Consider the following 14,130-nt stretch of genomic DNA (forward strand, 5'->3'; position numbering starts at 1 on the left):
AATATGAAACCAGACACACACGTCGGGCAGCCGACCGACTCGTCCAGATCAACAAGGGGCAAGGTGATTCCTGCATGAACGAATGCCCCAACTGTCACATCTTGGTGCTGGGTTCGTCGTGCACACAGTGCGGCTGGAGCATCGACGGCTCCTCCTCCACGCCGTCTCATCTCGCCGAGGTCGAGACTCCGACGTCCTATGACTGGCTGGGTAGCGACACCCCGGCGTGGGAGGCACGGGACTCGTCCTCACGCTATGACGCAGAACCTCCCGCGATCGAGCGGGCCGTGGTGTCACCAGTGCCCGCCGCCCGCGATTCAGGCGCCGTCGAGGAAGTCGGTGGCGGAGGCGGGTTCTTCGCCAAGTTCGCTCCGCTGAGGATGTCCGGTCTGGTGGTGCAGGTCGACCAGCCGCGCACGGAGACCGTTAGCCTCTCCGGACACAACGCTGCTCAGATGGCCGCGAGCGGATGCCTGACCGCACCGTTCCGGGCCATGGGCATCCTGATGAGTCTTCTGTTCGCGCCGCTCCGCTTCCTGATGATCCCGTCCATGATGTTCCGCGGACCCCAGGGACCTGACCAACTCTCCATTCCGATCAACACCTTCCTCCTCCAGACACACAGTGGCGACAGCGTTGAGTGCATGCTTCGCGGCGAGTTGCGGGGTGGCTCGCTTCGACAAGGTGACGAAGTGGACGTGGAAGGCCGGCTAAGTCGTCACGGCGTGCTCACCGTGTCGTCAATGGTCAACGCGAGGACCGGCGCCACCACCACCGCGTACGTTGACCCGCGGGCCAAGGGTGGGAACTTCCGTGCTGTGTTGATGATCGTCTTCCTGATCCTGATGATCTGGCTGCTAGTGAGCGCGTTCTGATGGTCACCGCAGGTCTGGACGGAACCGCCGCCGAACGCGCTGCCGAAGAAGCTGAACGACAGATCGAACAAGAGCGGATCGCACGAGAGCAGATTGAGCAGGTCGACTCCAATGCGGAGAAGTCCTACGTCGACCAGCCCGAGAGTGAGTTCCGGCGGCAGCACGCTGAGCAGTTCCTAGAGCCAATGAACCGGGTCAGCGAGAAGGTCGAACCGCATACCGCGCCGGAGTATCTCGTTGAGCGCGTGAACCCCGACTACGCCACAGACGAGTCGTACCGGAGCAACTGCGCAGACTCGGCGCGGTGCTTCGAGCGGAGCTGGCGCGGCAACATCGAAGAGGCCGCTGGTCGCGCCTACGAAGTGAACTCCCAGCACGACCCTGACCTGCCGGGATTGTACGTCGGTGGCGAACCGAGTGCGATGACCGAGGAGTGGGCTGGGCGCGACATGCGAGGCATCCTCGAACCGAGCGACCTCAAGGAGGAACTGCAACGGGAAGGTCCCGGCAGCAGCGCGATCGTCCACACCCGGTGGATAGATGAGTCCGGGCATCCGCAGGGCCACGCATACAACGTGGTCAACGACCACGGGCAGATCAAGGTCGCCGACGCACAGACCCACGAGGTCTTGCCTTTCAATGATGAGTCCATACGACCGGGAATCTCACCGATCAGCAAGCACCAGGTGCTCGTCTGGGATGCGAAGGGACGCCCCGTTGAATAGTCACGAACTCTCCGAAGCGGAAGCCCGGCGCATTCTTGCTCACCTTGGCAGCCCCGCCCAAGACGCCGGCCGATACGGAGCTCACCGCTACGACGTCGGCTGGATCTTCAGTTGGGCAGTTGTCGACGTCGAGCTGCCGATGGGTGAAGCGCCGTGGATCGTCACCGACGCGGGCGTGGCCAAACGTGTCCCGATCGGATGGGACTCCCTCGCATTCCTGCGCAAGTCCGCCGAGGACGAATCCTCGTGAGTAGTGCGCTTGATCGGATCGTTGGCGTCTACGCCGGACGCAGTGGCAATCCCAGGGAGATCCTGAAAGAGCTGGCGTGGGGGCCGTACGCCGACCGATCCTGCCATCCCCCGGCAGACGACTTCGGGCGTCCGTGGCTTCGCCTGACCGCTCTGCCCAAACACGATCCCCAGAAGGCAGGAGCCCTGGAGCGGGGACTGGCTGCGTTCGCGGGCGTCCCTCGTGAGTTGCGGGTTCGGATCGGACAGTCAGCCTCCGGAGAGACGTCGGTACACCTCACCGCTGCCGACGAACCAACCATCGAGCAATCACGACGGATGCTCACGCCTTTCTACCGAGTCCAAGTCGAGGACCGGCCTCCCGCGCTCGTCGGCCCCAAGGGCGCGGGAGTGATCTTCCGTCTCCAGGCGGACCAACTGCAACTGGACTACAACCAACGGGTCCCGGGTTCACTGCTGGAGCGGCTCGCTGCCATTCGGGGACCCTGGAGTGTCGACCTGCATCTCCGGGGGCTTCGCCAGTACGAACTGATGGACACTCGCGAACACGCTGGCGAGATCGCCGAGCAGGCGTCGAGCCAAGTCACCGCCTCGCTCCAACTCTCTGCCGTCGAGTCAGTCACGCAGGTCTCAAGCGAATGGCAGCGGATCGTCAACTGGATGAGCCTGATCCAAGGTCACCTCACCGAGTGTGGGTCGCAAGGCGGATGGGCCGTCTCGACGTGGGCCACGGCACCCAACGACGAAACCCTCAACCGGGTATTGGGCGCTCTTCACGGCGGAGTCCACGACAGGCAAGGCCGCCAGTTCTGGGCGCACGACCTCGACTTCGAACAGACCGCCCCACCACCGATCTCGCTGCTGTCGACGCGCGACGTCGCCGGGCTGTTGCAATCACCCCCCGTGTCCACGCCGGGGCTGCTGGTTCAGGATTCTCCACCCCCACACCGGCGACCCGACACGTCGTCTGCGCCGATCACGCTCGGCACATACTCCGGCACGGACTTGGACGCTCGGATCGGTATCGCTGACCTCGAAGGGCACGCCTTCGTCACTGGAACCACCGGATCAGGCAAGAGCACAACGCTTCATCGGCTCATCACCGACGCTTGGAACCAGCACAGCGTTCCATTCCTCATTGTCGACCCAGTCAAGGACGACTACGCCGACATGGCCGGCCTCGTCCGCGGCGGGATAGGTCAACTCAGCGGAAGAGCCCTGAGCCTCAACCTCCTCTCAGCGTGGCCCGGCGAGGACCAGGTGGAACACATCGCGCGCGTCGCGCAGGCATTCAAGGGGTCCTTCGTGATGCCGTCGCCGACACCGTACGTCGTCACTCAACTATTCGATCGCCTGACCGAGCTTCCAGACCAGGGAAGCGGAAGCTCTCTGTTCGATGTCCGTGGCCTTCTCAAGGACACTGTTGAGGACCTGGGCTATGCCGCCGAAGCCCGGCTGAACATCGAAGCCTCACTTCGCACACGGCTCAACCTGTTGCTTGCCCCGTCACGCGCACACCGCTTCTGTTGGCCGGAGTCCGATCTCGTCACCAACCTGTTCAGCCAACCTACGGTCGTCACACTCGCCGACATTCCAGATGACGAGGAGCGCAGCTTCATCGTGCTGGTGCTCGCTCTTGCGACATGGGCGAACGCGAAGCACCACCGCGGAGGCAACGCGGTACGCCACCTACTGGTTCTGGAGGAGGCTCACCGCGTCCTACCGGAACTTGGTCCGTCTGATGCCGCAGGTGAAGGCGGAACCGCTCAGCGGGTATCAGCCGAGTTACTAGCGGCGATGCTTGCCGAGGTTCGTTCCTACGGTCAGCAGGTCATCGTGGTCGACCAGAGCCCGGCCAAGGTCAGCTCTGAGGTCATCCGGAACACCAACCTTAAGATCTGTCACCGCATCACCCATCCTGACGACCAAGAACTGATGGCTGGTGCCCTCGGCATGGATGAAGCCGAGCAAGGCTCGCTCGGCTCCCTCGCTCGCGGCGAAGCAGTCATCTCCACTCGCACACAGCCCACGCCTCAGACTGTGTCGGTCGACCCTGCGGTCCAGACCTTCGACGCAGGGCTACACGACCTCAACGCCGGGCCGACTCCATGGCCGTGCGGGTGCGAACTACCTGCCGAACACTTCAAGGCATGGAACGCGCAGGACCGAGCCGCACAGGTGATGGCCCTACCCGTGGTCGGTCTCCACTCCTCGGGGGGGCTCTCCACCCATTTGCGATCACGTTCCTTGGACGCGCTCAATGCTCTCGCTTCAGAGGTGGGTGCCCGCACCCAGTGCCTTGCATGGAGCGGCATCCGCAAGGTCGTCGTCACCCAAGCACAGTTGAATGAGGCCAGAGGCGGATCACTCGATGATCGGCTGACGACACTGTTCAATGCTTGGAGCAACGACGCCACCCAGGCCAGCGGCACCGCGCTTGGCGGATACCGCGCAGTTGCTCGATCGGCTTTCCCTGCCGACCAGTACCCGCTCACCCAACTGCGCAGCAACCACTGGGAGGACGACCTCCTCGACGTAATCAACTGGGCCAAGGAGCAACTCCTCGACCTCTCACGACTGATTGATGCAGTTGTGGCTCGCGAGGTGTTGAGGGCCGCCGTTCGCGAGGCCGTCGAGGACGCCCGCCTTCCCAGTGGCGTTGCGGAGGGGATTGCCCGGAGATCCGGGATGGTGAGCGCAGAGCCATGAGTGGAGTTTCCGGTGGCTGGGGGTCGATCCAGATACTCGAAGAGTTCTTCGAAGGGGTGGTCGGTGACGACATCACGGGCGAACGAATCAGGAGTCTCGACTTTCATCGCGGCTCCGAGCTGATTTCACGGCTTTGCTCAGTCGTGCCGCCGCACGACCCCGGGCATGCCGGTGCGGTCGCATGGAGAACAGCCCGGACACTAGAGTCTCGCGCGACGCTTCTCATCGACTTCTCGACGAGAAGCAACGTACCGGCATGTGCGATCTACGCCCACCAACTCTTGATTGACGACCCAGTCAGCTTTCCGCCGGGTCCGCCGAAGGGCAAGGGCAATGTCGAACGCCTGCTGAACAATCTGAGTTACGACATCGCGCCACTAGCCCGACTGCGGCCTCTCATCGAGGAATCCGCCGTGGTCCTCTATCCCTCATGGGTGGGAGTTGGAAAGCCGCAGTCCTACCTCGAGCTCATAGGCGACCCGGAAGGCCACGACGAAGACCACCGGGCATCACTTTGGGGCCAAGAACTCACGGACTGGGTGAACAACCTGTGGCACCTACTCCCCCAGGGTCAGGTTGGCGAGGTCGCTGACCACATCATGGCAAACCTGCTGGCAGCAAGCGCCTTCGATGTTGAGGTGGCGGCAACTGGTCGGTACGTTTCCATGCTGCCCAGTTCGCTGACGACGGCCGGCGCGGGAATCACCTCCTACTTCGATGTTCTAGTGCCGAGCCTGGTCGGGCTCGAAGTGGCGGATGTCGTCGCGCTGCGGCGAAGTTCGGAGGTCTTCACGAGAATGCGATCCGCCCTCAACGAGGTCGCCGAACAATTGCCGAATGATCCCGAGCGGGCTCGTCGTGTCGGACCAGACATCGCACGCGACGTTCTCAAACCTCTGCATGACCAACTCATGCGCGAGGTGAGGCGATCACCGACGTTGGCTGCGGCGGCAGGCGCGGCATGGACAATGAGCCTAGCCGGGGCAGACTTCTGGACAGGTAGCGGCAGCGTGGCGACCGCAGTGGGAGCGGCGACGGCGCCCATCCCACTATTGGCAAATTGGGTAGCGAACGCTCGGGGAAAATCAGGGCACAGGGCGGCGACGAGGATTATCCAGACCTTCTCCTGAGCGTGGCCTCGCAACCAGGTAGCTCCACGATCCGTACCGTAGGGGCCCGATGCGCACCTAGAGAGCATGACACTCTCAATCAGTTCCCCCGACGAGCTGGTCGCGGTCATCCCGCACCTGCTCGGCTTCAAGCCCCAAGAGTCGATCGTCGTCCTACCGATGGGCTCCGAGCTCCCGGTAGCTCGCGTCGATCTGCCCACCACCGCGCGTGACCGCGATGTCGTCTGGCGCTCTATCAGCGATGCCTACGGCCGCTACGCACGACCCGGCTCCAGCGTCGCGATCGTGTGCCTGACTGCCGACCGGGAGGCGGCAACCATCGTCGGTCACGACTTCGCCGCCCGCTTCGACTCCGTCGGCATCGACACCCGCGTCATGCTCTGGGCCGACGAGACCCGATGGGCTGACCTCGACACCGGCGACATAGGACTCCAGACCGAAGCCGCCCGCGAACGGGTCGCCACGGCGACAGTCCTGGCCGGGCGTGCGCAACCGGCGACGAGCCGCGATTCCCTTGCCGAGTCCTTGGTCGGTGACCGCGAGCCCGTGGCTGCACTTCTTCCTGAGACGCGGGAGGCGTCACGAGAGAACACCGCGAAGTTGGAAGGACGTTGGGCACGTGCCCGGATGCAACGGTTCCAGCGCGACGGCGTCCGGCTCTCCGATGCCGACGCGGCCCGTCTCCTCGTCGCCATCGAGTCCACGCCGACCCGCGACCGCCTGTGGCTCGGCATGAACCGCGGCAATGTCGGCTCGCACGTCGCGTTGTGGACCGACATGACCAAGCGCGCACCAGACAAGGTCCGAGCCGCCCCAGCCTCACTGCTCGGGTTCGCGAGCTGGCTCAGCGGCCACGGCGCGCTCGCGTGGTGCGCCCTCGACCAGGTCCCCAAGGACAAGCCCTATGCCCTCGCCAACCTCGTGGCTGCCGCCGTGCAGAGCGGAATGCATCCCCGGGAGTGGGAGGCATCAAGAACCCTCCCTGCCGGTCGTGGAGTCGCAGGCCCACTGCGTACACCGACGGCCAGCGAACAGCCTGTCGTCCACCCGGCGTTGGGGATGTGAAGCAATGGAGATTTCGTACCAGCGCCGCCCGCCGCAGAGTCGCGTGGCGCAGACATTTGCCCGCCTGATCCGGAGGAGCGTCTTCGCCGCGACCGAAGCACTACCTGTCGACTTTGGCCAGACCAACACCAATCTCGCCGTGGGCTGGCTGCCCGCAGAACTACACGCCGACTCCGGAGCGACACTTGAGCCGGGCGACGAGCCGTGAGAAGCAGCCGAGGTCAGAGTCCCAAATGTGACGTACGATACGAGTACGGCGACCTCGCCGGTCCGTCGGTAAGGCGTCATTTGCACCCTGCGCCAGCAGGTCTGGCGGGGGCAACAGGATCTCGGTCATGACACGCGCACGAGGAGTTACAGGTGTAGCGACGGCAGCACTGGTTGTCGTCGCTCTCGGTGCCTGCTCCAACGACGGCAATGATCCTGCGGCGAGCCCGAGTGCCTCACAGAGCACATCGGGTTCGCCGGCCCCGAGCACACCCACGCCGCCATCGAATAGCGAGATCGCCTCGGAGGCGGCGTCCGCCATGGTTCGGCAGTACTTCACGACGGTCGGCGAGGTTCGTCAGGATCCGAAGCGCCCGGCTTCCGACCTCGACGCCGTTGCGTCGAGCACGCAGCTTCTCGCGCAGAAGAATCTGCTCATGAGCCAGCGCGCCGACGGCCTGCACCAGACCGGCATGACCAAGGTCGTGAAGCTAACGGTCCAGTCCGTGAGCCTTGATAACCCCGCCACCGCGATCGTTGACGTCTGCTGGGACGTCAGCGGCGTGGACGTCATCGACCGCAGCGGCAAGTCGGTGGTGACCCCGGAACGCAAGGACGTCGGCTGGACGCGGTTCACCGTCACCAACACCAACTGGAAGACGGCACCTACCGACGGTTGGCGGGTGTCAGGCGGCTCGGACCTGGAGAAAGAGCCGTGCGCCGGCTCCTGACCCTCGCGGTCACGGTCGGAGCCCTCGTCAGCGGGCTGGTGACTCTTGTGAGTTCGGCGGCCTACGCCGACACCGTTTGCGGACAGACCGACCCTGACACCGGGATCTGCCTGATCTGGGTCGAGGCGCCCGGGAACCCCGGCACGCCCGGTGATCCCGGCGACGACGGCCCGAAGGACACAGGCTCGGGAGCGGCCTGCTACTGGGATGGAACTGCACAGGGCGTCAGCAAGCCACCGCCTGGCCCCGTCCCGTGCAGCTCCGAGTACGGCTATTGGTCGAACGGCTATCACTGCTACATCCAGCTCGCCGACCCTCAGCCTGGACCGGGTGACCCGTTCTGGGAGGGCGCCTACCTCGACTACGGGGCCGTCTACTCCTGCTACCAGCCTCAGACGGATCTACTCATTCTGGTCTGGTCAGCGGATCCGCCACCCAACTCGGGCGCGGGGCCAACGCCGCGAGAGGTCGCACAGTTGGCCATCGAGGACATGAAGCTCACCGCGATCAACATCGGGATCGCCCCGAAGGCTGAGGACGGCAGCGTAGGTCTGGTTGGGATGCCTGTCTGGATGTGGGCGGCTGACCCCGGTGAGCACACCTGGGGTCCGATCACGGCCTCGGCGAGCGCGGGCGGAATCACTGTCACGGCAACTGCTCGGGTCCACAAGGTCACCTGGGACATGGGTGACGGCAAGAAGGTCACCTGCACGAGTGCCGGCACTCCGTACAAGGCGGTGTACGGCAGCAAGAAGTCTCCCGACTGCGGCCATGTCTACATGGCCTCCAGCTCGTCGAAGCCCGACCACAAGTTCACGGTCACCGCCACGTCGGACTGGATCATCGAATGGGAAGGCGCGGGGCAGACGGGAACCATCCGGCTGAACGGACTCGTCCGGGAGGCCCAGATCGCCATTGGAGAAGCGCAGGTGCTCGTGCAGTAACCGGCAGAGGAAGGCAGCAAGGTATGAGCAAGACAGCCACCCGAGACGACAGGACATTCGACCCCGAGTCGAGTCCCGCCGCCAGCCAGCTTGTGCCGCCGCCGAAACTTCGCCGACGTCCTGCGCTCGTTGTTGTAGCCGTTGCTGCCGTCCTGTTGGGCGCCCTGCTTGCTGCGTGGGCTTGGACGTCGACGACGAATACGCAGGAAGTCCTCGTTGCCCGGCACACCATCGAACGGGGCGCGGTCATCGGTACCGACGACCTGGCTCGAGTTCGGCTGAGCGCGGACCCGGCACTCAAGCCCGTGGCGGCGGGCCAGTTCGATCAGGTGGTTGGGCAGCGAGCGGCGTACGACGTTGCCGCAGGCGCGATGCTCACCCCTGACTCGATCACGACAGCGGTCGAGCCCAACGGCAACAACTCCATCGTCGGCGTCGCCCTGACCCCTGCACAGGCACCTGGACTTGAACTGGTCACCGGCGATCGGGTGCGGGTCGTCGTGACTCCGCCGCAGGGCGCGGAGTTGCCTGCGGGTTCGCCGACGTTCAGCGACGCGACCGTGGCCGGCGTCCACGTCTCCGAGGAGACCGGGCAGACGATCGTGGACCTGCTCGTCCCGCACGCCGACGCCGCCGTGCTAGCCGCCCGCGCGGCCACCGGAAACGTCTCCTTGGTCCTGGACTCGCGGGAGCGCTGATGGCTGTCATCGCACTCGCTTCGGCCTCGGGGTCGCCCGGCGTCACCACGACGGCGCTCGGTCTCGCGTTGTTGTGGCCCCGTCCTGTGCTGTTGGTCGAGGCCGATCCCACGGGCGGGTCAGGTGTGCTGGCGGGCTACTTCCGAGGCACCCGCGAGTACCAGGCGGGGTTGATCGAGCTGGCCCTGACCGCGAGCAGCATCCACGACGGGTTGGCCGAGGTATCCCAGCGGATCGACGGAACAACTGTCTCCTTCGTCGCGGGCACTCGGTCCCACACGCAGGCGCCCGCGTTGCGGGACCTATGGCAGCCATTGGCTGAGGAACTGGCGGACTTGGAGAGCACGGGCCAGGACGTGGTCGTGGATGCCGGGCGGCTCGGACTCGTCGGGTCCCCGGAGCCGCTGCTGACGAACGCCGATCTGACGCTCCTGGTGACCCGGACGACCCTGCCGGCGCTGTCGGCGGTGCGGTCATGGGCCGACTCGATCCAGCGGGGCACGTTCGACTGGCAGCAGTCAGGTGTCGTGGTCATCGGTGAGGGCCAGCCGTACAAGGCGGGCGAGGTCGGCGGTGTGCTGGGGCTCCCGGTGGTCGCCACACTCCCCGATGAACCGGCTGCGGCTGCGGTGTTCTCGCGCGGCACCCAACCTCCGAAGCGGTTCGAGACCGGTCCTCTGGTTCGTGCTCTTCAGGCGGGCATCGCCTCGATTCACGCGACCGTCTCCCGTCGGCGTAGCGAGCTGGTCGAAGGAGTCCGCCCATGACGAGCGAGAGCGTCGATGAGACATCAACCGACCGGACGCATCTGACCGCGCTGCCGTTGTTCGCCCAGCCGCTTCCCACCGGCACTGAGCCCGGCGCGCACCGGAGCCCGACCGTGGCGCGACTGGTCCAACCCCTCGACCCGACAAACGATGCCATCCCCGCGACCGGCGTGGACTGGTCGCTCGTGGCGGCGCTACGAGCCCAAGCGTCCGAGCAGTTGAGTCAGGCAGTTGCCGCAGACCGGGCTCGGCTCGATAAGGCCGCGCAGGAGGAACTCGGCCGCTCGATCGTGCTCGACCTCATCGAGGCCGCCGTGGCGGATCGGGTGAACGCCGGGAACACCGCGTGGCCGACAGCCCAGCAGGACGGGCTCGCCCGTGCGGTGTTCGACTCGCTGTTCCGGCTGGGGCGCCTTCAACCATTGGTCGACAACGACGACGTGGAGAACATCATCATCGCCGGCCACGACAACGTGCTCCTGGAGCTCATCGACGGGTCACTGGTCGACGGCCCACCCGTGGCGGACTCAGACGAAGAGTTGATCGACTTCCTGGTCTTCCTCGCCTCCCGCTCGGAGGTGAACGCCCGAGGCTTCTCCGAAGCCCAGCCCCGGCTACACCTGCGACTGGATGGTGGGTCGCGTCTCGCGGCGGCCGCATGGGTGACGCCGCGACCCTCGGTGGTGATCCGGCGTCACCGACTGATGGAGATCACCCTCGATGACCTCGTGGAGCGGCAGATGCTCACCGGAGTTGCGGCATCCTTCCTGCGGGCTGCGGTCAAGGCACGCAAGAGCATCGTGGTGGCGGGCAGCCAGGGCGCAGGCAAGACCACGCTGGTGCGGGCGTTGTGTGCGGAGATCGACCCGATGGAGGCGATCGGCACCTTCGAGACCGAGTACGAGCTGCACCTGCATGAGCTGAAGCGGCATCGGATCGTCCATCCGTGGGAGGCCCGCCCCGGCTCTGGCGAACGCGGCCTCGACGGGCGCATGGCCGGTGAGTTCACACTCGACGACGCCCTGGTCGACTCCTTCCGGTTCAACCTGTCGCGCCAGATCGTCGGCGAGGTCCGCGGCAAGGAGATCTGGGCGATGATCAAAGCGATGGAGAGCGGGACGGGCTCCATCTCGACCACGCACGCCTCCGATGCGGTCGCCGCTGTCCGCAAGCTGGTGACCTGCGCGATGGAGGCCGGGCCGCACGTCACCCACGACCTGGCCACCAGCAAACTGGCCGCGACCATCGACCTGATCGTCCAGCTCGATCTGCGCACCACGACCGTCAAGGGGGTCTCACAACGTCGACGGCGGGTCGCGGAGGTCATCGCGCTCGCTCCTGGTGAGCGGGAGACGGGCTATGCGACGACCCACATCTTCGCCCCCGACACCGACGGCACCGCACGCCCGACCGTGCTGCCAGATGAGTACCGGTCGCTGGAACGGTTCGGGTTCGACCTCTCGGGTTACCTCATGGGGCAGGAGACCCGGCCATGATCGCGCTCGTCCCGGCGCTGGCGGGCGCGCTGGTCGTCGCCGGGATCATCGGCCTCTTCCTTGGGCTACGCCCCGCGCCCGTCCGTGAGAAACGACCTGCAACCAGACGGATGCGACGGCTCGGTGACCTGAACCGGAGAACGCGGATGCTCGTGCTCGGCGGTCTCGCGGGAGGTGCGTTGGCGTGGCTGGTCACCGGCTGGGTGCTCGCCATCGTGGCAGTTCCTGTGGCAGCGGTCGGCCTGCCGATGCTGCTGTCGTCCGGGTCGGCCTCATCGCGGATCGCGCGGCTGGAGGCGATGGAGGAATGGACTCGCTCGCTGTCTGGGGTGCTGACCGTGGGAGTTGGGCTTGAGCAGGCCCTCGTGGCGACGCTGCGGTCCACCCCGGCAGCGATCGCGCCCGAGGTCACCCGGTTGGTGGCGCGCTTGCGGGCGCGGTGGGGCACCGAAGACGCGCTGCGGGCGTTCGCCGACGAACTGGACGACTCCACCGGCGATCTGGTCGCGGCGAACCTCATCCTCGGAGCCCGTCGTCGCGGCGCGGGCTTGGCGTCGGTGCTCCAAGGTCTGGCCGAATCAGTGGCAGCCGACGTTCGGGCGCGGCGTCAGGTCGAGGCCGACCGAGCCAAGCCAAGGGCCACGGCCCGGTGGGTGACCCTCATCAGTGCAGGCGTGCTGGGGATCCTCGCGGTGTCGGGGACCTACGTCGCGCCGTACAAGAGCCCGCTCGGGCAGGTCATCCTCGTCGCCCTGCTGTCGGCCTACGTCGCCACCCTGATCTGGATGAAACACATGGCAATGGGCCGCAACCTCCCCCGCTTCCTCGACCGAGCACCTGCCCATCCACCGACTCGGAGCGTGGCATGACGACCGGGCTCCAACTCGCCCTCGTCGCTGGAGCACTCGTGGCTCTGGGCGTGGTGCTGCTGGTCGTGCGACTGATGCCAGCCGAGCCTGACCTCGCCGAGGCCCTGGGACGGCTCACCCCGACCCGTCGTGGCCGCGCCAACACCCTCGGCCCGGCCCCGGCGAGTGGCGGCAAGGAGCGGCTCGGGGTGTGGGCAATGAAGGCCCTACCGCCGACGATGTGGGTTCGGACCCCGACCCGCGAGCTGGCGTTACTGCGTGTCCCGTTGGCCCGGTTCTACGGCGACAAGCTGACCTTCGCGTTCCTCGGGTTGCTGATCCCGCCGCTCTTGGCATGGTTCTTCGGCCTCATCGGGCTCGGGTTCGGTGTGGCGATCCCCGCCGTCGCCTCGCTCGGGCTGGCCGTCGTGATGTTCTTCCTGCCCAACTACAACGCAGTCGATGACGCGCGCAAAGCCCGGCTCGAGTTCACCCGGGCACTCGGCGCCTACATCGACCTCGTTGCCCTGGAACGTCACAACGGCTCCGGTGTGCGGCAGGCAATGGAGTCCGCCGCCGAGGTCGGCGACTCCTGGGTGTTCACCCGCCTGTCGGAGGAGTTGACCCGTTCACGCTGGTCGGGTCTGCCGCCGTGGGACGCCCTACACACCTTGGCTGAGGAACTCGGACTTCCCGAGCTCGACGACTTCGCCGACATCATGCGGCTGTCTGGAGAGGAAGGGGCCTCGGTCTATGCCAACCTGCGTGCCCGCTCCGCTGCCATGCGCACCGCGATGCTCAACGACGAGGTCGCCGAAGCCAACGCCGTCGGCGAACGCATGACCATCCCCGGCTCCCTGCTCGGCGTCATCTTCATGGCCCTGCTCGTCGCCCCATCGCTGCTGCGGATGTTCAGCAACACCTGACCACCAAGACCCTCACTCAACAACCGGGAAAGGGAACCCATCCAGGAAAGGAAACACCAACATGAAACGACTGCTCGCACTCCTACTCACTGTCCATCTCGGACTCCACGCGCGCCTGCGCGCCCGAAGCGAACGCGGCTCGGTGACCACCGAGCACGTCCTCTGGGCGGTCGCCGTCATCGCCATCGTCGGGATCGTGGTCGCCGCGGTGAAGGCTTATGTCGAAAGCCAAGCCGGAAACATCAAGTAGCAGGCCGGGCGTGCGAGCAAGGGACGAGCGCGGCTCGGTCTCCATCCAACTCGTCATCCTGCTGCCTGCCCTGTTCGCGGTGATGTTCCTCGGGATGCAGGCCGCGCTGTTCTACCACGCCCGCACGGTGGCGATCGCCGCCGCACAAGAAGGCGCGAAAGCCGCTGGCAGCGAGAACGGCAAGGAGTCCGACGGCGTACAAGCCGCCGAGGCGTTCATCGCTGAGGCCGGCGGAGATAACGTCCTCACCGGCGCGACCACCACGGCAAACCGAACCAGCACCACAGCGACCGTGGTCGTCCAAGGCCACTCATTGAGCGTGATCCCAGGCTGGTCGCCCGTGGTCCGTCAAGCGGCATCCGTGCCCGTCGAGAGGCTGACCGCACCCTCCCGTGAGTTCACGATTTCTGAAGGGTCCGACGGTGGGAACTGACGGCGACCTGGGCGGGAAGTCCAGAGTAGATGGCCTGGGTTCGCGAACCCGGGACCAATTCCTTCTCTCGACGAGAT

Annotated in this window: 16 protein-coding genes; all 16 read left to right on the forward strand. The window is 65.9% G+C overall.

What is annotated here, in order from left to right:
• The first annotated feature begins 299 nt into the window (after positions 1-299).
• The 16 genes from AB7I40_RS22115 (at position 300) to AB7I40_RS22190 (ending at position 14,053) form a co-directional block, all read left to right on the forward strand.
• Positions 300-875 carry a hypothetical protein gene (locus tag AB7I40_RS22115; RefSeq protein WP_428347140.1) on the forward strand — a complete coding sequence of 192 codons (576 nt, stop codon included), beginning with the start codon at positions 300-302 and terminating at the stop codon, positions 873-875.
• Positions 875-1,600 (forward strand): toxin glutamine deamidase domain-containing protein, encoded by a 726-nt coding sequence (locus AB7I40_RS22120; protein WP_428347141.1) that lies wholly within the window; start codon positions 875-877, stop codon positions 1,598-1,600. Before AB7I40_RS22115 ends, AB7I40_RS22120 begins: the two co-directional genes overlap by 1 nt.
• Positions 1,593-1,850, forward strand: a complete 258-nt coding sequence (locus AB7I40_RS22125; RefSeq protein ID WP_428347142.1) for a hypothetical protein — start codon at positions 1,593-1,595, stop codon at positions 1,848-1,850. Before AB7I40_RS22120 ends, AB7I40_RS22125 begins: the two co-directional genes overlap by 8 nt.
• Positions 1,847-4,558: an ATP-binding protein gene (locus AB7I40_RS22130; protein ID WP_428347143.1), complete on the forward strand. Its 2,712-nt coding sequence runs from the start codon at positions 1,847-1,849 to the stop codon at positions 4,556-4,558. Before AB7I40_RS22125 ends, AB7I40_RS22130 begins: the two co-directional genes overlap by 4 nt.
• Positions 4,555-5,688: a hypothetical protein gene (locus tag AB7I40_RS22135; protein ID WP_428347144.1), complete on the forward strand. Its 1,134-nt coding sequence runs from the start codon at positions 4,555-4,557 to the stop codon at positions 5,686-5,688. Before AB7I40_RS22130 ends, AB7I40_RS22135 begins: the two co-directional genes overlap by 4 nt.
• Before the next feature lie 66 nt (positions 5,689-5,754).
• Positions 5,755-6,753 (forward strand): DUF4192 domain-containing protein, encoded by a 999-nt coding sequence (locus AB7I40_RS22140; RefSeq protein WP_428347145.1) that lies wholly within the window; start codon positions 5,755-5,757, stop codon positions 6,751-6,753.
• Between the two features lie 4 nt (positions 6,754-6,757).
• Positions 6,758-6,961, forward strand: coding sequence for a hypothetical protein (locus AB7I40_RS22145; protein ID WP_428347146.1), 204 nt, complete (start codon positions 6,758-6,760; stop codon positions 6,959-6,961).
• Positions 6,962-7,280: 319 nt separating this feature from the next.
• A complete protein-coding gene (locus AB7I40_RS22150; RefSeq protein WP_428348133.1) occupies positions 7,281-7,691 on the forward strand; it encodes a hypothetical protein in 411 nt (136 codons plus the stop codon).
• A complete protein-coding gene (locus AB7I40_RS22155; RefSeq protein WP_428347148.1) occupies positions 7,676-8,635 on the forward strand; it encodes a hypothetical protein in 960 nt (319 codons plus the stop codon). The genes AB7I40_RS22150 and AB7I40_RS22155 overlap by 16 nt, the downstream gene beginning before the upstream one ends.
• Positions 8,636-8,658: 23 nt before the next feature.
• Positions 8,659-9,333 (forward strand): SAF domain-containing protein, encoded by a 675-nt coding sequence (locus AB7I40_RS22160; protein ID WP_428347149.1) that lies wholly within the window; start codon positions 8,659-8,661, stop codon positions 9,331-9,333.
• Positions 9,333-10,100, forward strand: a complete 768-nt coding sequence (locus AB7I40_RS22165; protein WP_428347150.1) for a hypothetical protein — start codon at positions 9,333-9,335, stop codon at positions 10,098-10,100. The genes AB7I40_RS22160 and AB7I40_RS22165 overlap by 1 nt, the downstream gene beginning before the upstream one ends.
• On the forward strand, positions 10,097-11,596 hold the full coding sequence (locus tag AB7I40_RS22170; RefSeq protein ID WP_428347151.1) for a CpaF family protein: 1,500 nt from the start codon (positions 10,097-10,099) through the stop codon (positions 11,594-11,596). Before AB7I40_RS22165 ends, AB7I40_RS22170 begins: the two co-directional genes overlap by 4 nt.
• Complete coding sequence (locus AB7I40_RS22175; protein WP_428347152.1) at positions 11,593-12,465, forward strand: type II secretion system F family protein; 873 nt, start codon at positions 11,593-11,595, stop codon at positions 12,463-12,465. The genes AB7I40_RS22170 and AB7I40_RS22175 overlap by 4 nt, the downstream gene beginning before the upstream one ends.
• The gene (locus AB7I40_RS22180; RefSeq protein ID WP_428347153.1) at positions 12,462-13,370 is read left to right on the forward strand and encodes a type II secretion system F family protein; all 909 of its coding nucleotides are present in this window, start codon (positions 12,462-12,464) and stop codon (positions 13,368-13,370) included. Before AB7I40_RS22175 ends, AB7I40_RS22180 begins: the two co-directional genes overlap by 4 nt.
• 61 nt (positions 13,371-13,431) lie before the next feature.
• Positions 13,432-13,620 carry a hypothetical protein gene (locus AB7I40_RS22185; RefSeq protein WP_428347154.1) on the forward strand — a complete coding sequence of 63 codons (189 nt, stop codon included), beginning with the start codon at positions 13,432-13,434 and terminating at the stop codon, positions 13,618-13,620.
• A gap of 10 nt (positions 13,621-13,630) precedes the next feature.
• A complete protein-coding gene (locus AB7I40_RS22190; protein ID WP_428347155.1) occupies positions 13,631-14,053 on the forward strand; it encodes a TadE/TadG family type IV pilus assembly protein in 423 nt (140 codons plus the stop codon).
• Positions 14,054-14,130 lie beyond the last annotated feature (77 nt).

The organism is Nocardioides sp., from assembly GCF_050246775.1.
Classification (GTDB): Bacteria; Actinomycetota; Actinomycetes; order Propionibacteriales; family Nocardioidaceae; genus Nocardioides.

Bases quoted from the DNA above. Each gene is read 5' to 3' on its own strand.
- AB7I40_RS22120 (WP_428347141.1), top strand. From the start codon at position 875: ATGGTCACCGCAGGTCTGGACGGAACCGCCGCCGAACGCGCTGCCGAA.
- AB7I40_RS22135 (WP_428347144.1), top strand. From the start codon at position 4,555: ATGAGTGGAGTTTCCGGTGGCTGGGGGTCGATCCAGATACTCGAAGAG.
- AB7I40_RS22140 (WP_428347145.1), top strand. From the start codon at position 5,755: ATGACACTCTCAATCAGTTCCCCCGACGAGCTGGTCGCGGTCATCCCG.
- AB7I40_RS22145 (WP_428347146.1), top strand. From the start codon at position 6,758: ATGGAGATTTCGTACCAGCGCCGCCCGCCGCAGAGTCGCGTGGCGCAG.
- AB7I40_RS22150 (WP_428348133.1), top strand. From the start codon at position 7,281: ATGGTTCGGCAGTACTTCACGACGGTCGGCGAGGTTCGTCAGGATCCG.
- AB7I40_RS22160 (WP_428347149.1), top strand. From the start codon at position 8,659: ATGAGCAAGACAGCCACCCGAGACGACAGGACATTCGACCCCGAGTCG.
- AB7I40_RS22165 (WP_428347150.1), top strand. From the start codon at position 9,333: ATGGCTGTCATCGCACTCGCTTCGGCCTCGGGGTCGCCCGGCGTCACC.
- AB7I40_RS22170 (WP_428347151.1), top strand. From the start codon at position 10,097: ATGACGAGCGAGAGCGTCGATGAGACATCAACCGACCGGACGCATCTG.
- AB7I40_RS22175 (WP_428347152.1), top strand. From the start codon at position 11,593: ATGATCGCGCTCGTCCCGGCGCTGGCGGGCGCGCTGGTCGTCGCCGGG.
- AB7I40_RS22180 (WP_428347153.1), top strand. From the start codon at position 12,462: ATGACGACCGGGCTCCAACTCGCCCTCGTCGCTGGAGCACTCGTGGCT.
- AB7I40_RS22185 (WP_428347154.1), top strand. From the start codon at position 13,432: ATGAAACGACTGCTCGCACTCCTACTCACTGTCCATCTCGGACTCCAC.